This window comes from Clostridium sp. UBA7791 (assembly GCF_002480755.1).
Classification (GTDB): domain Bacteria; phylum Bacillota; class Clostridia; order Clostridiales; family Clostridiaceae; genus Clostridium_J; species Clostridium_J sulfidigenes.
This window is the reverse complement of the sequence record NZ_DLCT01000003.1, coordinates 345,443-363,365: the sequence shown is the minus strand read 5'-3', so window position 1 is coordinate 363,365 and position 17,923 is coordinate 345,443. Positions and strand designations below refer to the sequence as shown.

Below are 17,923 nucleotides of genomic sequence, written 5' to 3'. Positions count from 1 at the left end.
TTAATATGTACTTTAATTATAAAAAATTAAAACCTTGATATTCTTTTAAGGGAATTTAAAAGAATATCAAGGTACATTTCTATATGTTATTTAAAACTTGGAACTCTTCTTGTCTTTTCAGCTGTTTTTAATACACTATATAAAACTATAGTTTCTATAGGTAACAGAATAAGACTTTTAACTATACGTACTGAGTAAGCTACAAATATTCCTTTTCCATACATAATGGATAACCATATTGGTGTAAGTACTAGGTTTATTACAATCATTATTACTAATCTAGTAATAAAAATTCGCTTTATACTTACAGGCTTTTTATATAATATTAAACCTGTTATAAAACCACCTAGGAATTCATTGAAAGTAAATCCAATGAAAAACGGACCATTAGGGCGTATCATATACTTAATTACATCTGTAACTACTCCTACAAATCCAGTGGCAACAGGTCCATAAAACAAAGCACTTATTCCTACTGCAATAAAGGAAAATCCAATCTTAAGAATAGGGCTTAATTGAATAGATAATGATCCAAGAATAATGTTAATGGCTGCAATTAACGCTAGTCCAGTTAATGATGAAGTCTTTTTTAAATGTGCTGAGGACTCCTTTAATAAACTCAGCATGTCATCTTTTTTTTCTGAAAAAATCATAAAAAAACCTCCTTTTTATAATAGCTACATAAAAAAGGAGAATTCCTATTAATATGTAGCAGTGGGAATCGAAGTAAGTACCGCAAGTTTCCTTTTCGTCTGGTGACAATTCCCTGTTCACCCAGCACTTAACGCACGAACTTCTAATCTGCCTCATAATCATAGTATATCATACTTAAATTCTTTTTCACATATTTTTTTAAATTATATATACAAATATACAAATATTATCCACACAAATATATAAATATAGATTTAATTACTGAACCTAAATAAAGCCGAGATTAACTCTCGGCACTTTTGTTCTCATAGGCTATTAAAACTATTTTACTATTTTCATCCTTTGACATACTTTGTTCAAGATCAGTTAACCTTCTTCTTTCTTCATCTGTTACATTTGCAAATTTATATTCATTGAATGATTGCATAATATCACCTCCTGTTCAGATAGTATTAGCATTTGTATAAGAAATATGTGTACTTTAATTAACATTTTCTATAATTAATCTAAGTTCCATCGATAATTCTAATGCAATTTATTTAACATACATTTTCCTCTCTAATATTCACATTAATATGAATTTATAATATATTAACTATATATCAATAATAGGATAGATATAAAATGCCAACTGAATTATATACACCAGTATATCTAAATCAAGATGAAATTCAAAATCTATCCTCAATACTAATTGATGGATATTTTGAAAGTATAACCATCAAGCAAATTAGCGATAACACTGTTACAGGAAGATATCAACATAATAATAAAAGCCAATGCTCCAATGACTATAAAAACACCAAAGGTGATAAGGATGATAATACAGTCATAGGCAATAGCTGTTACAATTATGGTGATATTTTTAGATATTTAGAGGGCAGAAATTTTGATAGAAATGATGTAACTCTAAAAAGAGTATATGCTTCTTTTAGCTATTACAATAATTTAAGAAATAAAATGAATACCTTGGGGGTTATAAAATATATTAATAATTCAAGCCCTTCAATTAATAATATTTATTCTGGAGATTACGTAGATTTAACAGGATGTTTAGAAGTTAATACTATTTCTAACTGCATAGATAACTGCATATTTATATTAAACAATTATGGAACTTCACATTTGGATAATCTATTTGATACTAAACATATCGGCCCATTAACCTATACAATGATATGTGAATTACTAAAAACCATACAGAAAGAATTAAATAAAGGAGCTACTTTTGATATAATAATTAACTGCTTAGGAATTAACTGTGTTTTACCTATAAATTCCACATATACATCGAAACATTCTTATATATATGATGATGCCTCTTGTGATTGTTGTATACTTGGTAAAGTATCCAAGGTGGCTTACACTCCTTCTGAAAGCATTGGAATGCTTAGAAAAACAGGCTTAGATTCCTACTATACAAAACTTCTCAATTCTTTCATTCCATATTTTCACTTCTTAAACAATAATGGGTTTTTAATTCCTGGGGAATTTATAACTAATATAAATGGGCCTGCTCTCGAAATCATTCCATTAAGTATTTGCATGTAAAAGCGTCATATTACTATAAGTAGAGTTCTTAATGTTTTGATGGCATTATTAAATTTCTTAGACTTTTAGTCCTTAAAAATTATCATGCCTTATGATAAATATAATAGTATTTCACGCTATAGGCACTAATTGTATAAACTTCACTAAAATAAAATCTCATGAGTTTATACCCATGAGATTTTTTTGTTATTTATTCTTTATATAAAATATAGCTATTGCACCTGCCCCTGAATGTGTACCAACTGCTGTACCAATTTCATTGATAAGTATTTTATTTATGCCTAGTTCAGCTTCTATTAACTTAACTGTTTGATTTGCAGCTTCTAAATCATTTGCATGAGAAACAACTATATCATATTGAGGATCTATCTCTCTAGTTTTCATTATATCTATTGCATGTTTTAAAGCCTTATTTATACCTCTTGCCTTTCCACAAGGTTCAAGAGCCCCATCTTTCACTGTTATAATTGGCTTAATTCCAAGAACATGACTTACAATAGCTTTTCCTGTAGATATTCTTCCTCCCCGTTTTAACATGTCTACAGTTTCCATTACAATTAAAGTTTCTAATCTTCCTACTAAGTCATTTATTTCATCTAAAATTTTATCTACCGTATATCCTTTATCTCTCATGTCTGCTGCTACAGTAACTAAATATCCAAAGCCCCCAGATGCTACAAGTGTATCTACAACAAAAATATTTTCACTCCCCTCTTCTAAATGCATCTTTGCTATATTGGCTGAGCTATTTGTACCAGATAATTTGCCAGAACAAGTAAGACAAATAACCTTATTCCCACATTCTAATTCTTTCTTAAAAAATTCTTGAAACTCATAAGGAGTAACTTGTGAAGTTTTAACTGTAGTTTCTTTATGCTTTATAGCTTCATAAAATTCTTTATTTGATAAATCTACCTTATCCTTATATACATGTCCATTTAAATCAACTAACAGTGATAGAAATTCTATACTTCTCTCTCTCATAAATTCTGCAGTTAAATCTACAGAACTATCACATACTATTGTTATATTATTTTTCATGATATACCCTCCTGAATACACTTTAATAATAAAAGTGTATTCGGATTATATCATCTATTACTTCTCAATACAACAAAAACTCAAAAAAATTATGAGCATAATTATCATGTAATTTATGGCTATTTTTTCTTGAAGAATTCTTTTTTTAATAGTCTTAAAGCGTCTTGAAAATTTTCTTCAGCAACTCCCGAGCAAGATAGCAATAATCTAGGATAATCATTCTCTTCTTCTGCTTCAAAGGTACGTAGTAAGACACCTACATCTGCACCTCGTTTTGCTAGTTCTTTTGAAGATAAGCTACTTTTTACTTCTAGTTGTACTAAAAATCCCCCTGAACCTGGTATAGCTGTTGCTTTCTCTTCAAATACATTATTTATTGCTATACAGAGTTGTTGACTTTTAGCCATATACAACTTTCTAGCTTTCCTAATTTGTCTTCCAAGATGACCATCACTAATAAATTTACTTAAAGCAATTTGTTCAGTTTTTGATGCTGTTTGATTGTATACTCGCCCTCTTCTTTCATATACTTCTGTTAATTCTTTAGATAGTACCATAAAACTAATTCTTAAGGACGGCATTAATAATCGTGAAAACGTTCCCATATATACTACCTTATCTCCTCCATCTAACCCTTGTAAAGACGGTACTGGACGAGTATAATATCTGAACTCACTATCATAATCATCTTCAATTATTAAACAATCTTCTCTTTGTGCAAAGGCTAATAATGCTAATCTAATTTGTATTGGCATTACATCACCCCAAGGCGTTATATGAGAAGGTGATGTATAAATCATTTTAATTTTATCCTCCTTAAATTTAGATAAATCTCTATTAATATTCTTATAGGTTAAAATTTTAAACCCTCTATCTTCAAATACAGCCTGTCCCTGTTCAAAACTAGCTCCTGTAAAAGATATAGGCGATCTAACTCCTGTTAATGAACACAATATTTGTAATAAACTTTGCACACCTGCTCCAACTACTATCTGCTCCGGAGTACAAATCACTCCCCTTCTATCAGCTACGTACTTGGATAACGCTACTCTTAAATCATATTCTCCTTGTGGATCACCATAGGATAAAAGCCTTTCTTCATTACGAAGTGCACTTTTTATGTATCTACTCCACAAATCGAAATCAAAACTCTTATAATCTACTGCATAGGTAGCAAAGTCATATAATGGTTGGCTTTGTATTATGTATTTATTATGTTGTAATTTTTCTACCCTTTGGATATCTTTATAATTTAATTCACTTACAAAAAAGCCACTTCCAGGCCGAGATGTAACATACCCTTCAGCTACTAACTGCAAATAAGCAGCTTCAACCGTTGTCCGACTTATCATTCGCTCTTTTGCACATCTACGTATAGACGGAAGCTTACTTTCAGCCTTTAGAGTTCCTGAGGAAATCAGGTTTCTATAATGATTATATAGCTGAATATATAATGGTGTATTTGGTGAATCCTTTGGATTAATTATATCTCTTTTAACTTCATTCATAAACTTCTCCTCCAACTGTCCCTATTAAAATTATGTATTTTGTGTATTTCAACAATGACAAACCCAATGTATATTATATATAAAGACACCAAAATATTCAATTAATTCTAAAAGAAGATAATAACTTCACATTACTTATTTTCTAAATTTGTTATTATGCAACTTATTTATAATAATTTAAATCAATAGTATGGAGGTATATTAATGGAAACTAAAACACACTCTAAAATTTCTACTCGTACCATGGTTCTAATTGGACTTTTTGCTGCTTTATGCTACGTGGCATTATTTTTTAAGATACCTATTCCCTCTCCTGTAGGAAATCCATTCTTGCATATGGGAAATATGTTTGTTATATTATCAGCATTATTGTTCACTGGTACCATTGGTGGTCTTTCTGGCTCTATAGGTATGGGCTTATTTGACTTAATGAATGGTTATGCATCAAGCGTTCCTAAAACTGTGATTTTGAAATTTGGTATTGGAGCAATTGTAGGATGTGTTGCTGCAAGAGGGGAAAATAAAAATGCAAAGTCACCTATAAAGTGGATAAGCATTGCTTCTGGAATTTTAATCCTAATTGGTATAGTGCTATTCTTTACTGCTACTTCTTTAGGCAATGAAATTGTAGTAACAGGTATCGAGAAAAAACTAGTAATTAATCCAGTATTATATATTTTTTCTCTTATTCTTGGGTTAGGCTTAGCTTTGGTATGTACTTTTGCAAAAAAATTATCTATTGAAATTCAATATGCAGTATTAGGTGCTGTAGCTGGTATAGCCTTTAATTTAGTTGGTGAGTTTTTATTTGGAGTATTTAAATTACTTCTTGTTGGAAGTGGATTCCTACCGGCAATATTAAGTTCTGCTGTGAGTTTACCTGCAACACTTATAAATGGATCCTTCTCAATCTTTGTAGCTGTTGCCCTATATGTTCCATTATCTAAATCACTATCAAATAAAAAAGTTAATTTGTAATTTGCTAACCAATAATTTCACATATGGACTCTGGTATTTGATTATCAGGGTTCTTTTTTGTTATATAAATAACAAAAAAAGTCAAGGCCTATACTAAGCCTTGACTATATTATAGAGTAGATGGGGATTATTCATACTACCTATAAAACATGATAAATATTATAAGTGCAATTACTGCAAATACAATCAATAAAACTGGGACAATCACCGATGCTGTTGCTAAAACTAGGGCTAGTAAATCATTTTTCTCTAGCTCTACTTTACCAATCATCTCGGGATTTACTTCTCTTTTCTTAAATACTACTTTATATGCCTCTTTCATCTTCATAGCATATCATCTCCTTTTATGTCCTTTACTATATCTCTCCTGCAAAATGACAAGCACAGAAGTGTCCCTTTTCTATTTCTCTAGTTTCTGGTACCTGTTCCTTACATATCTCCTTAGCAAAAGGGCATCTAGTATTAAATTTACAACCCTTAGGTAGGTTAACATTACTTGGAATTTCACCTTTTATTATACTCATATCACTTTTATACTCTGGATTTGCTACAGGTATAGCTGCTAGTAACGCTCTTGTGTATGGATGTATTGGATTATTATATAAATCTTCCTTATCTGCTAACTCTACTATAGAACCTAGATACATTACCCCAACTCTATCGCTAATATGCTTTACTACACTTAGGTCATGGGATATAAATAAATATGCCAATCCCATTTTTTCTTGTAAATCCATCATAAGATTAAGTATCTGTGATTGAATAGAAACGTCAAGAGCTGATACTGGTTCATCACATACTACAAATTTGGGTTGTAATGCTAAGGCTCTTGCTATTCCTATACGTTGTCTTTGTCCACCAGAAAACTGGTGAGGATATCTATATATATGGTATGGAGAAAGTCCACACTGTTCAACTATTTCTAATACTCTTTTATTAAGTTCTTCACCTTTCTTATATAGCTTATGCTCTACTAAAGCTTCACTAACAATTGAATGTACATTCAGTCTTGGATTTAAAGAACTATATGGATCTTGAAATATAATTTGCATATCCTGTCTTAAAGGTTTCATCTTTTTTTCATTATATTTTACAATATTTTGATCTCTATATAGAATTTCTCCTCCAGTTGGTTCATAGAGCTTTATTAATGTTCTACCTAATGTAGATTTTCCACATCCTGATTCTCCAACTAACCCTAAAGTTTCCCCTTCATATATTTCAAAGGAAACATTGTCCACAGCTTTTACACAGAGTTTCTCTCCAGTGGCAGATTTACCCTTAACCGGGAAATATTTTTTAAGATTTCTTATTTCAATAATCTTATTTCTTTCCTTTTCCATCATGGATTCCCTCCTCTTTATGATGTTTCTCATCTATTGCTTCATTATATAGGAAGCATCTTACCTGATGTTCATCTGAAATATTAGTTATAGCAGGCATCTTGCATTTACATTCAGCCTTTGCAAATTCACATCTTGGTTCAAAATAACATCCCTCAGGAAGGTGAAATGGATTTGGTACTACTCCATCTATAGAGTATAGTCTTTCCTTATCTTGATCTAGACTTGGTATTGATGCTAAAAGTCCCTTAGTATAAGGATGCTTTGGATTATCAAAAAGTTCTTTAATTGGAGCTGATTCAACTACTTTTCCAGAATACATAACAATTACATGATCTGCCATTTGAGCTATTACTCCTAAATCATGGGTAATTAGCATTATAGCTGTATTGGTTTTTTCCTTTAAATCATTCATTAGTGTTAGTATCTGAGCTTGTATTGTTACATCAAGAGCAGTAGTAGGCTCATCAGCAATTAGTAATTTGGGCCTACATGCAAGAGCCATAGCTATCATAACTCTTTGACGCATTCCACCACTTAATTGATGTGGATAATCTCTTGCCACTTGCTCTGGCCTTGGTATTCCAACAAAGGCGAGCATATCAATAGCAATTTTCCTTGCTTCCTTTTTATCTAACCCTTGGTGAAGCATTACTGCTTCCATTATCTGATCTTCTATTCTAAATACAGGATTTAAAGAAGTCATAGGCTCCTGGAATATCATAGATATATCATTTCCCCTAACTTTTCTTATATCCTTATCCTCCATGGGTACTATATCTTTACTATCAAATTTAATAGTCCCATCTACAATCTTACCTGGTTTATCTATAAGCTTTAAAATAGACATTGATGTTATACTTTTACCACAACCAGATTCTCCAACTATACCAAGAGTTTTTCCTGGTTCTACATCAAAGGAAACTCCATCTACAGCTTTTACAATACCATTATCTGTATAAAAATATGTTTTTAAATCTCTTACTTCTAATAAATTTTCCATATATCACACCTACCTTATCTCTTTTGGATCAAAGGCATCTCTTAAGCCCTCACCAAGAAGATTTATACTAACAACGGTTAATATGATTAAAATTCCAGGCGGTATCCAAAGCCATGGATTATTCGTAAATATAAATGAGTCTCTAGCTCTTTCAATCATATTTCCCCAAGTTGGTGTTGGTGGAATTACTCCTAATCCTAGGAAAGAAAGTCCTGCCTCTGTTAAAATTGCACCTGCCATTCCAAGAGTAGCATTAACTATGATATATGCAAGGGTATTAGGTAAAAGATGTCTTACTATCTTAGATCTATTAGATATACCTAATGCCTTTGTAGCTACTATAAAATCTTGTTCTCTAAGAGATAAAATTTGTCCCCTAACCATTCTAGCAAGACCTGGCCAAGATATTATGGCTAGAATAAACATAACCACATACATCTTCTGGGTACTACTTACCCTCCACATCAATGCAAAGGACAAGGATATCATTAATGGCATAAATGGAAGTGAGCTAACTACTTCTGTAAAACGCATAAGAATGTTATCTACCCATCCACCATAGTATCCTGCAATTCCACCTATAGTAGCACCAATGAGTACGGTTATACCTGCAGTGACAACTCCAATAAACATAGATATCCTTCCACCATAAAATACTCTCATAAGTACATCTCTACCCTGTTCATCAGTTCCAAGCCAATGCTTTGCTGATGGTGGTTTAACTTTATTAACAAGTTCAAACTCATTTAAATTATAAGGTGATATTATAGGAACTAATATTACTAGTAAAACTATAATCCCAAATACTATACCACCTGCAAGAGCTATTTTATTCTTTCTAAATCGCTCCCATGCAACCCTCCATGGTCCCATAGCTTGAAGGTCTTGTTTCTTTTTTTCAGCCTTAGCCTTTTTTACTTCTAACATAATAAACTAACCTCCTATTCTACTTTTACTCTAGGATCTACCAATGCATAGGACATATCTGATACCAGATTTCCTAAAACCATTAGGACTGCATAGAATGTATTAGCTGCCATTACAACCCAAATATCTCTACCCATAACTGATGTATATAGTATATTTCCAATTCCTGGCCAAAGAAGTACTGTTTCTAATAATATTGCTCCTCCAAAGAGAGATGGAATATACATTCCTACAAGAGTTACTATTGGTATTAATGCATTTCTAAAGGCATGACGATAAATAACTACCTTCTCTTTTAATCCTTTAGAACGTGCTGTTCTAATATAATCTTGATTAATTACTTCAATAACACTATTTCTAACGTATCTTATAAGTCCAGCCAGACTTAAAATAGTTAAAATTATTACTGGTAAAATCATATGTTTAGCTACGTCTATTACTTCAGCCATGAAGCTATCATAACCAACAGCTGCCATTACTGGAGTTCTCATACCATTAAGTGGTATTGCTCCATTACTCGGTACTGCTATAAAGAAAATCATAAGTAGTGCAAAGAAAAATGAAGGCATTCCTACTCCAACTAAAGAAAACACAGTCCAAAAATTATCAAATACTCCATATTTCTTTACTGCAGATTTTATTCCTACTGGAATTGCAATTGCAAAGGCCAATACCATAGATACTATATTTAATATAAATGTATTCCAAATGTAATCTCCTATAACATCACTTACAGGTTTTCTAAATTTTAATGAAGAACCAAAATCTCCTTTTAAAGTTCTTCCCAACCAATTAAAATATTGTGTAACAGGTCCTTTATCTAATCCTAATTGCTCTCTAATCATTTGTTGCTGCTCTGGAGTAGTCTTAGAACCTTGTCCTAAATATGCACTAACTGGATCTCCAGGCATTAGTTGTAATAATATAAATAATATTATTGTTATTATTAGCATAACTGGGATTAAATTGAGTAATCTTTTGCCTAAAAACTTTAACATTTCATCACCCCTAAACTTATTTTAATAACGCCCTGCAATTTTATACAGGGCGCCAATAGCCTATATGAAATTTAAAATTATTCTTCTATATAAGCATGTTTTAATGCTTTTACCCAATCACAGAATGGGCTTGTTTCTAGGCCTTTTATTTTCTTGTTATACATGTCAAAATAAGTATTTGCATATACAGGAACTATAGGTGCATCCTCATTAAGGATTTTAGCTATTTTATTATAATAAGGTTTTGCCTCTTCCTTATCTACAATACTCTTAGCTTCATCTAACAATTTATCCACTTCTGGATTACTATATCTAGCTGTATTATCTTTACCAGTACCAATATAATCTGAGTGGATTTCAGAATATAAACTATGTGGGTCTGGTGTAGTTATAGAAGTTGCCATGAAGTATATACTCCATTTATCTACGTTTTCATCAGAGTTATAGATAACGTAATCTAATAATGTATTAAACTCAAGATATGCTATATTAAGTTTAATTTTTAAACCTTCGCCCCAGTCTCTTTGCCACATTGGAATAAGAGTATTTAAAATATCATGTTCTGGCATGGCAGCTACATTAAGCTCCATAACCTTTCCATCCTTTTCACGATATCCACTTGAACCAACCTTCCAGCCTGCTTCATCTAATAAAGACTTAGCTTTATCTAAATCAAAATCATACTCAGTCATTTCACTAACCAATTTATCATCAATACCCCAAGAAACTTGAGAGAATGGATGGTATTGAACTGATGCAAGTACATCTCCAGTTGCTTCGTCTTTATAATAGCTATTTACAAATTCTTTAATGTTAAAACCATAATATAATGCTTGACGTACTTTTTTATCTGCTGTTGGACCTGATTCACAGTTAAATTTAGTGTAACCATATCCACTTCTATCATAACTATTGAAAGTCATGAAATCCTTAGACTTAGCTTCATTTATTTTCTCTGGCTCAATAACTCCTGGAAGTAAATCTACCTCTTGAGATGTCAATTCAACTATATCAGTAGTTTGATCAACAAATTTACATACTATATTTTCAATAAAATATCCTTCACCATAATAGTTTGGATTTCTCTTTAGAGATACAAATTCTTTTTCCTGGAATTTTTCTAAAGTATAAGGACCTGAACCAATTGGTTTTGTTGTTATAGCTTCTATAGATGATGTATCTCCAACCTTCCAATTTGCACCATAATAATGTTCTGGCATGATTGCCATATTACAGTTAGCAAGATTTGTTCTTAGTGGCTCAGCAAAACTAAATTTAACTGTATATTCATCTAATGCAACTACCCCTTTGAACTCTTCAGTCTTACCCTTTGAATATTCGTTATATCCAGCTAAATCCTTAACAACAGATCCATATCTACCAGTATAAGATTTGTCTGATAAAAATTGATAAGTGAAAACAACGTCATCTGCTGTTACCTTTTCACCATCAGAGAAAGTCATATCCTTCTTCAATTTGAAGGTTATTTCCTTGGCATCGTCTGAAAATTCCCAACTTTCAGCTGCTGATGGTTGATAATCTCCATTAACATCCATTGTAATAAGTGAATCAAATATCATGTCAATTATAGTAGCATCATAGGCAGATGAATAATATCCTGGGTTAAAGTTACCAGATGCCTCTGTTATTCCAGCAACTAAAGTACCCCCAATTTTCTTCTCTGCTTCTTCAGTTTTTGGTGTATCCTTTGATGTGTCTTCTTTTTTCTCTTTATCACCACATCCAACTAATGAAAAAGCTAAAATACTTGACAACATCAAGGCCATTAATTTTCTTTTCTTCAAAATCTATTCCCCCTTAAAATAATTAAGTTATAAATAAATACAAAGATATATTTTAAAAATATATACTTGTATAAATTCCTATCCCCATAGTTAATACAATTTTAGATTTAATTTAGCTTTTAATTAGGCTTATCATTGCATTTTTATTTCATGTATTTAATTTCATATATTGTATATTTATTGCTTTTAAATATATATATTACAGTTTTGTAAATTCATTATCATAATAATACATATATTTTTTACTTTTGTAAATACTTTTTTGGAAATTTTCAGAATTTTCTTTATATTGTTTAGAATTTAAAAATATTCGGTATTCTAATATTTCGTTAAATACAATACCTTCATAATATTATATATATGGAATTTACATACATTATTTTATCTTCGTAAAAAAATAAGAGACTGTTTTTTAAAACAGTCTCTACCTTTACATATTATTCATATATTAAAATTTTATATTTATTGTAAATTAACTGAAACAACTTAATAAGTATATAATTACTATTATTACAAATTCCAACAGTGATTTAGAGGTCCATTCCCTTTTCCAATATTTAAATTATCCCTTAAAGCACCGGTTATATATTTTTTTGCCCTTAAAATGCTTTCATCTATGCCGTAACCTGCTGCTAAATTACAAGCTATGGAAGATGATAAGGTGCAACCTGTTCCATGGGTATTGGAATTATCTATTTTTTCTTCATGATACCAAGTAATTTTCCCATCTTTATATAATAAATCATCAGCACTATTTTCTAAGTGACCTCCTTTAATAAGAATTTTCCCTTTATATTCCTTTGAAATTTTTTCAGCTGCTTCTATCATATTTTTTTTACTTAAAATCTTAAATCCACAAATACATTCTGCTTCAGGAATATTAGGAGTAATCACATCAGCTATAGGTAAAAGTTTTGTAATCAAAGCTTCCATGGCATCCTCTGAAAGAAGTCTACTTCCACTGGTAGATATCATAACTGGATCAACTACAATATTTTTAGCCTTATATTCTAATAATCTTTCAACAATCTCTTGAATAATATCCTTAGAGGATACCATTCCTATCTTAATGGCATCGGGGAAAATATCTTTCATAATGCAATGGATTTCTTTACTTAAAAACTCTCTTGTTACATTTAAAACATCATAAACTCCAGTGGTATTTTGTGCTGTTAAGGCTGTTATAGCACTCATTGCATACATTTTATGGGCTACGATAGTTTTTATATCTGCTTGTATTCCAGCTCCTCCACTGCAATCTGATCCTGCTATTGTAAGTATCTTTTTCATTATAAATCAATCCCCTCTATCAATGTATATATTCTATAAAGTATTTTCCATCTAAAATGCACACCTATTTCCCATGTCTATTCTATTGAGTTAACATACATTCAGTTAACTCTAACATTTGTTTTGTTGCTAATAGCACATCTTCTTTAGAAAATATTGAAGATACTAAAGCAACTCCATGTATTCCTAAGCCTTTTAGGTTCATAATATTATTCTCATCTATACCTCCAATAGCCACCACTGGTATAGTTACAGATTTACATATATTTTTAATTGTTTCAAAGGTTATTACTCTAGTATCTAATTTAGTTGAAGTTGAAAAAGCTGCTCCAACTCCAATATAACTTGCCCCATCTTTTTCTGCTTTAATAGCTTGTTCCACAGTTTTTGCTGTAACTCCTAAAATTTTATCTTTTCCTATCCGCTTTTTCACTTCTGCTGCATCCATATCACTTTGACCTATATGAACCCCAGATGCATCAATATTCATAGCTATTTCCACATTATCATTAATAATTAAAGGAATATTATATTTATCTGTAATCTTCTTTATCTCTTTTCCTTCCTTTAGAAATTCATCATAGAATAAATTTTTTTCTCTTAGCTGAATTAATGTAGCTCCTCCTTGTAAAGTTTTTTCGATTTCTTCAGTAAACAATTTTCCATCTAACCAACTTCTATCCGTTACTACATATAACTTCATTTGACTTTTACTTATACTCATTTCATACACTTCCTTAACAGAATTTTGTAGAATCCAAAAAAATATGGGACATACCAAATAGTATGTCCCATTAATATTTTTAATGTAATTCCCTACGTTGGCATTATCCAAATCAGGTTATAGGTCGAAGCTACCTTTTGCTTCCTCTCAGCCTGTTATACAAGCTCCCTAAATATTTAATTTCTTAAAGCATAGCATTGATTACATCTTTTGTCAATTTTCTCTGCTTTCTGTGTAATTTAATTACACCCTTTAAATGAGAAATCATCTAAACTCCGCATGAATAAAGCAACTATTTAAATAGTTAAATATTAAAATAGTTATATCTATAACTATTTCCCTATAAAAATATATAGCTATTTATATATCTTTATAGGTAATTTTATCATATACTGACTATTAAATTAAATAATTTTATTATATTTTCATAATCAAACTTTTAATTAGAAACTTTTTAATAAATTTGCCATTTCTATAGCTGTTACTGCTGCATCGTAGCCCTTATTACCTGCTTTAGTTCCGGCTCTTTCTATAGCCTGCTCTATAGTGTCCGTTGTTAAAACTCCAAAAATAACTGGTTTCTCTGTACTAAGAGATACTGATGCTATTCCTTTTGAAGCCTCAGCACAAACGTAATCGAAATGTGGTGTAGAGCCCTTAATAACTGCTCCAAGGCATATAATTGCATCATAATTTTCATTTTGAGCCATTTTTTTTGCTACCAGTGGTAATTCAAAAGCTCCTGGCACCCATGCCACTTCAATATTATCTTCTTCTACTCCATGTCTTTTAAGTCCATCAATTGCTCCACCTAAAAGTTTAGATACAATAAACTCATTAAATCTTCCTACTACTATCCCAACTCTTAATCCTTGCGCAACTAAATTTCCTTCAAATATTTTCATCATTATTCCTCCTAGATTATATTATAATTTATACTAAACCATAGATTTAGAGTATTACTGGTAACTAAGTATGTGGTCCATTTTATTTTGTTTAGTTTTTAAATAAAATTCATTATCTTTATTGTAATTGATTTGGATTGGCACTCTCTCTACCACCTCAATATCATATCCATCTAATCCTTTAATTTTCTTGGGATTATTAGTCATAAGTCTAAGTTTTTTAGCTCCTAACTCTCTAAGAATTTGAGCTCCTATTCCATAATCTCTAAGGTCTGCTGGAAATCCAAGTTTAATATTTGCCTCTACTGTATCATATCCATGGTCTTGTAAATCGTAGGCCTTTAATTTATTTATAAGTCCTATGCCTCTTCCCTCTTGTCGCATATATAAAAGTATCCCGCAGCCTTCTTCTTCAATTCTCCTTAAAGCTTCTGCCAATTGCTCTCCACAATCACATCTATTAGATCCAAGAACGTCTCCTGTTAAGCATTCAGAATGAAGTCTTGTTAGAATTGGTTTATTCTCATCAATTTCTCCTTTAACTAATGCCACATGATGTTCACCATTCAATTTATTAATAAAACCATACATTTTAAAATTCCCGTATTTTGTAGGCATATCTATTGCTGCTGCCATTTCTACTAGTATTTCTGTCTTTCTTCTATATCTTACTAAATCTGCTATAGTTATTACTTTAATATTATGTAGTTTACCTAACTCTAAAAGTTCCTCAGTTCTAGCCATAGTTCCATCTTCACTCATAATTTCACAAATTACTCCTGCTGGCTTTAAACCTGCCATTTTGGCTAAATCCACTGCTGCCTCAGTATGTCCTACTCTTTTTAATACACCTCCATCTCTAGCTTGTAGAGGAAAAATATGCCCTGGTCTTCTAAAGTCTTTTCCTATGCTATCTTCATCTAAAATCTTCTGAATAGTTAAAGCTCTCTCGTAGGCAGATATTCCTGTAGTTGTACTAATATGATCTACGGATACTGTAAATGCAGTTTCATGATTATCTGTATTTTTTTCAACCATGGGCTCAATTTTTAAATCTCTAAGTCTTTCTCCCTCCAATGGCATACATATAAGACCTCTCCCAAATTTAGCCATAAAATTTATAGCTTCTGGAGTAACCTTTTCAGCAGCCATTAATAAATCTCCCTCATTTTCTCTATCGGGATCATCAATAACTATAACCATCTTCCCTTCTTTAATATCCTTAATTGCTTCTTCAATCGTGTAAAATTCTGACATGTTTAACCCTCCCTATTTTATTTAATCTTATAAGAATCCATTTTCTTTAAGAAAGTCTTCATTAATGGAATCTTTTTTTTCTACTTTTTTACCACTTTGAAATGTTAAAAGTTTTTCTACATATTTACCTATAACATCACATTCAAGATTTACAGTATCTTCACTGGTTTTAGACAATAATATAGTTTCTTTTCCAGTATGTGGAATTACAGATACTTTAAATACCTTATCATCTACATAGGCCACAGTAAGACTTATTCCATCAATGGCAATAGAACCTTTTTCAACTATATACTGTAAAATGTTTTCCTTAGCCTCTATGGTAACCCATATTGCATTATCTTCCTTTTCCAGGGAAACAATTTTCTCAACGCCATCTATATGTCCACTTACTATATGTCCTCCAAATCTTCCTTTAGCACTTAAGGCTCTTTCTAAATTTACTTTACTTCCAACCTTTAATTCCCCTAAATTACTTCTTCTTAAAGTTTCAGCCATAACATCAGCATCAAATATATTTCCATATATATTTGTTACTGTTAAGCATACTCCATTGGTACAAATACTATGTCCTAACTTTACATCCTCAATAACTTTATTAGCTTTAATTGAAAGTATGGAAGATTTTTCTCCCTTTTTTATTCCTCTAATTTCTCCTACCTCTTCAACTATTCCTGTAAACAAGGCTTCCATCTCTCCTTCATGTATCCTTCTATTAAAATATCTTCTCCTATAGTATCTACCCTTATACTCTCTACTCCATAGGCTTCTTCTAGAACTTTTATTCCCATTCCCTCTACTGGAGTTTTAGACCTTTCTCCTCCAATAAATTTTGGTGCAATGTAAATTTGAATTTTATCTACTATTCCAGCTTTTAGGGCTTCGAAGTTTAAGGTTCCCCCTCCTTCAAGAAGAATACTATCAATGTTAATTTCACCTAAAGTCTCCATTAATATCTCCAAATTGACTTTTTCTTCTTTAGAAGGAATGACCATTACCTCTACACCCCTCTCAGTATAAATAGATATTTTTTCCTTTGAAGCTTTTTCCGTAGTTACTATAATAGTTCTTGCCTTCTTATCCTCTATAACTTTAGAATTTAAAGGAATTCTAAGAGAGCTATCTAAAATTATTCTTATAGGGTTTTTCCCTCCTAGTACCCTACAAGTCAACTCTGGATTATCCTTAATAACCGTATTAGCTCCAACCATTATTCCCATAAGGTCATTTCTCAAATTATGCACATTTTTTCTTGAAGCTTCTCCAGTTATCCACTTTGATTCCCCATATTGAGTAGCTATCTTACCATCTAGTGACATGGCAGTTTTCATGATTACAAAGGGTTTCTTTGTAGAAATATACTTCATAAATATTTCATTTAAGGCAATACATTCCTTTTCTAAAACACCTATATCTACAATTATTCCAGAGTCTCTAAGCTTTTCAACTCCTCTCCCCGCCACTAATGGGTTTGGATCTAAAGCTCCAATTACTACTCTCTTTATTTTTTTCTCTATGATTTTATCTACACAAGGTGGTGTTTTCCCATGATGAGAACAGGGCTCTAAGGTCACATAAAGAGTTGCTCCCAAAGTATCTTCTTTAGCATATTTAAAAGCATTAACCTCCGCATGGTTATGTCCATAGACCTGATGATATCCTTCACCAATAATAGTTCCATTTTTAACAATTACAGCACCTACAATTGGATTAGGATTAACCCTTCCCCGTCCCTTCTCTGCTAATGTCAAAGCCAATCTCATATAATTTTCATCCATTAAAATCACATCCTTATTTAAATAAAATAAAAGCCCCAAGTATAATACCCTGGGGCTAAATTTTTATTCATATTTCTAGTAAATTTTAGTTTGTTTTATAATTAATATTAAAAACTTAATATTAATCATAAAATAAAAAATCTCTGAAATATATATATATA

At 31.2% G+C, this 17,923-nt stretch carries 18 protein-coding genes and 2 riboswitches; of the genes, 2 read left to right on the top strand and 16 right to left on the bottom strand.

Annotated elements, in window-relative coordinates; all coding sequences use genetic code 11:
* Positions 1-86: 86 nt before the first annotated feature.
* Together B3Z56_RS03270 and B3Z56_RS03265 are read right to left on the bottom strand one after the other, a co-directional pair.
* A complete protein-coding gene (locus B3Z56_RS03270; protein ID WP_035133778.1) occupies positions 87-653 on the bottom strand; it encodes a folate family ECF transporter S component in 567 nt (188 codons plus the stop codon).
* A gap of 57 nt (positions 654-710) precedes the next feature.
* Positions 711-806, bottom strand: a riboswitch (THF riboswitch).
* Positions 807-937: 131 nt separating this feature from the next.
* On the bottom strand, positions 938-1,081 hold the full coding sequence (locus tag B3Z56_RS03265) for a hypothetical protein (RefSeq protein ID WP_156964350.1): 144 nt from the start codon (positions 1,079-1,081) through the stop codon (positions 938-940).
* A 197-nt stretch (positions 1,082-1,278) separates the two neighbouring features.
* On the opposite strand from B3Z56_RS03265, the gene B3Z56_RS03260 reads away from it, so the two are divergent.
* The gene (locus B3Z56_RS03260) at positions 1,279-2,205 is read left to right on the top strand and encodes a hypothetical protein (RefSeq protein ID WP_346878235.1); all 927 of its coding nucleotides are present in this window, start codon (positions 1,279-1,281) and stop codon (positions 2,203-2,205) included.
* A 186-nt stretch (positions 2,206-2,391) separates the two neighbouring features.
* Here the strand turns inward: B3Z56_RS03260 and B3Z56_RS03255 are convergent, their stop codons facing one another.
* Entirely contained in the window at positions 2,392-3,246 is an 855-nt protein-coding gene (locus tag B3Z56_RS03255) for a DegV family protein (protein ID WP_346876574.1), read from the bottom strand.
* Between the two features lie 119 nt (positions 3,247-3,365).
* A complete protein-coding gene (locus tag B3Z56_RS03250) occupies positions 3,366-4,754 on the bottom strand; it encodes a PLP-dependent aminotransferase family protein (RefSeq protein WP_346847531.1) in 1,389 nt (462 codons plus the stop codon).
* A gap of 204 nt (positions 4,755-4,958) precedes the next feature.
* On the opposite strand from B3Z56_RS03250, the gene B3Z56_RS03245 reads away from it, so the two are divergent.
* The gene (locus B3Z56_RS03245) at positions 4,959-5,732 is read left to right on the top strand and encodes an ECF transporter S component (RefSeq protein ID WP_346878234.1); all 774 of its coding nucleotides are present in this window, start codon (positions 4,959-4,961) and stop codon (positions 5,730-5,732) included.
* Between the two features lie 136 nt (positions 5,733-5,868).
* On the opposite strand, the gene B3Z56_RS03240 is transcribed toward B3Z56_RS03245, so the two are convergent.
* From B3Z56_RS03240 to ribD, 12 genes are all read right to left on the bottom strand, one after another.
* On the bottom strand, positions 5,869-6,060 hold the full coding sequence (locus B3Z56_RS03240) for a hypothetical protein (protein ID WP_035133786.1): 192 nt from the start codon (positions 6,058-6,060) through the stop codon (positions 5,869-5,871).
* A 28-nt stretch (positions 6,061-6,088) separates the two neighbouring features.
* The gene (locus B3Z56_RS03235; protein WP_346847533.1) at positions 6,089-7,078 is read right to left on the bottom strand and encodes a dipeptide ABC transporter ATP-binding protein; all 990 of its coding nucleotides are present in this window, start codon (positions 7,076-7,078) and stop codon (positions 6,089-6,091) included.
* A complete protein-coding gene (locus B3Z56_RS03230) occupies positions 7,056-8,078 on the bottom strand; it encodes an oligopeptide/dipeptide ABC transporter ATP-binding protein (protein ID WP_150844737.1) in 1,023 nt (340 codons plus the stop codon). Before B3Z56_RS03230 ends, B3Z56_RS03235 begins: the two co-directional genes overlap by 23 nt.
* 9 nt (positions 8,079-8,087) lie before the next feature.
* On the bottom strand, positions 8,088-9,005 hold the full coding sequence (gene opp4C / locus B3Z56_RS03225) for an oligopeptide ABC transporter permease (protein WP_150844738.1): 918 nt from the start codon (positions 9,003-9,005) through the stop codon (positions 8,088-8,090).
* A gap of 14 nt (positions 9,006-9,019) precedes the next feature.
* Entirely contained in the window at positions 9,020-10,003 is a 984-nt protein-coding gene (locus tag B3Z56_RS03220; RefSeq protein WP_346847534.1) for an ABC transporter permease, read from the bottom strand.
* 77 nt (positions 10,004-10,080) lie between these two features.
* On the bottom strand, positions 10,081-11,808 hold the full coding sequence (locus B3Z56_RS03215) for an ABC transporter substrate-binding protein (protein ID WP_346847535.1): 1,728 nt from the start codon (positions 11,806-11,808) through the stop codon (positions 10,081-10,083).
* A 510-nt stretch (positions 11,809-12,318) separates the two neighbouring features.
* Positions 12,319-13,098, bottom strand: coding sequence for a bifunctional hydroxymethylpyrimidine kinase/phosphomethylpyrimidine kinase (gene thiD, locus B3Z56_RS03210; RefSeq protein WP_346878233.1), 780 nt, complete (start codon positions 13,096-13,098; stop codon positions 12,319-12,321).
* Between the two features lie 82 nt (positions 13,099-13,180).
* Positions 13,181-13,822, bottom strand: coding sequence for a thiamine phosphate synthase (gene thiE, locus B3Z56_RS03205; protein ID WP_346847537.1), 642 nt, complete (start codon positions 13,820-13,822; stop codon positions 13,181-13,183).
* Between the two features lie 72 nt (positions 13,823-13,894).
* Positions 13,895-14,003, bottom strand: a riboswitch (TPP riboswitch).
* Between the two features lie 262 nt (positions 14,004-14,265).
* On the bottom strand, positions 14,266-14,727 hold the full coding sequence (ribE, locus tag B3Z56_RS03200; protein WP_035133799.1) for a 6,7-dimethyl-8-ribityllumazine synthase: 462 nt from the start codon (positions 14,725-14,727) through the stop codon (positions 14,266-14,268).
* Positions 14,728-14,781: 54 nt separating this feature from the next.
* Positions 14,782-15,984 (bottom strand): bifunctional 3,4-dihydroxy-2-butanone-4-phosphate synthase/GTP cyclohydrolase II, encoded by a 1,203-nt coding sequence (locus B3Z56_RS03195; protein ID WP_346847538.1) that lies wholly within the window; start codon positions 15,982-15,984, stop codon positions 14,782-14,784.
* Positions 15,985-16,011: 27 nt separating this feature from the next.
* Positions 16,012-16,668 carry a riboflavin synthase gene (locus B3Z56_RS03190; RefSeq protein WP_346847809.1) on the bottom strand — a complete coding sequence of 219 codons (657 nt, stop codon included), beginning with the start codon at positions 16,666-16,668 and terminating at the stop codon, positions 16,012-16,014.
* A complete protein-coding gene (ribD, locus tag B3Z56_RS03185; RefSeq protein WP_346878232.1) occupies positions 16,653-17,762 on the bottom strand; it encodes a bifunctional diaminohydroxyphosphoribosylaminopyrimidine deaminase/5-amino-6-(5-phosphoribosylamino)uracil reductase RibD in 1,110 nt (369 codons plus the stop codon). Before ribD ends, B3Z56_RS03190 begins: the two co-directional genes overlap by 16 nt.
* Positions 17,763-17,923: the final 161 nt, after the last annotated feature.

Bases quoted from the DNA above. Each gene is read 5' to 3' on its own strand.
- B3Z56_RS03270 (WP_035133778.1), bottom strand. From the start codon at position 653: ATGATTTTTTCAGAAAAAAAAGATGACATGCTGAGTTTATTAAAGGAG.
- B3Z56_RS03265 (WP_156964350.1), bottom strand. From the start codon at position 1,081: ATGCAATCATTCAATGAATATAAATTTGCAAATGTAACAGATGAAGAA.
- B3Z56_RS03260 (WP_346878235.1), top strand. From the start codon at position 1,279: ATGCCAACTGAATTATATACACCAGTATATCTAAATCAAGATGAAATT.
- B3Z56_RS03255 (WP_346876574.1), bottom strand. From the start codon at position 3,246: ATGAAAAATAATATAACAATAGTATGTGATAGTTCTGTAGATTTAACT.
- B3Z56_RS03250 (WP_346847531.1), bottom strand. From the start codon at position 4,754: ATGAATGAAGTTAAAAGAGATATAATTAATCCAAAGGATTCACCAAAT.
- B3Z56_RS03245 (WP_346878234.1), top strand. From the start codon at position 4,959: ATGGAAACTAAAACACACTCTAAAATTTCTACTCGTACCATGGTTCTA.
- B3Z56_RS03240 (WP_035133786.1), bottom strand. From the start codon at position 6,060: ATGAAGATGAAAGAGGCATATAAAGTAGTATTTAAGAAAAGAGAAGTA.
- B3Z56_RS03235 (WP_346847533.1), bottom strand. From the start codon at position 7,078: ATGATGGAAAAGGAAAGAAATAAGATTATTGAAATAAGAAATCTTAAA.
- B3Z56_RS03230 (WP_150844737.1), bottom strand. From the start codon at position 8,078: ATGGAAAATTTATTAGAAGTAAGAGATTTAAAAACATATTTTTATACA.
- opp4C (WP_150844738.1), bottom strand. From the start codon at position 9,005: ATGTTAGAAGTAAAAAAGGCTAAGGCTGAAAAAAAGAAACAAGACCTT.
- B3Z56_RS03220 (WP_346847534.1), bottom strand. From the start codon at position 10,003: ATGTTAAAGTTTTTAGGCAAAAGATTACTCAATTTAATCCCAGTTATG.
- thiD (WP_346878233.1), bottom strand. From the start codon at position 13,098: ATGAAAAAGATACTTACAATAGCAGGATCAGATTGCAGTGGAGGAGCT.
- thiE (WP_346847537.1), bottom strand. From the start codon at position 13,822: ATGAGTATAAGTAAAAGTCAAATGAAGTTATATGTAGTAACGGATAGA.
- ribE (WP_035133799.1), bottom strand. From the start codon at position 14,727: ATGAAAATATTTGAAGGAAATTTAGTTGCGCAAGGATTAAGAGTTGGG.
- B3Z56_RS03195 (WP_346847538.1), bottom strand. From the start codon at position 15,984: ATGTCAGAATTTTACACGATTGAAGAAGCAATTAAGGATATTAAAGAA.
- ribD (WP_346878232.1), bottom strand. From the start codon at position 17,762: ATGGATGAAAATTATATGAGATTGGCTTTGACATTAGCAGAGAAGGGA.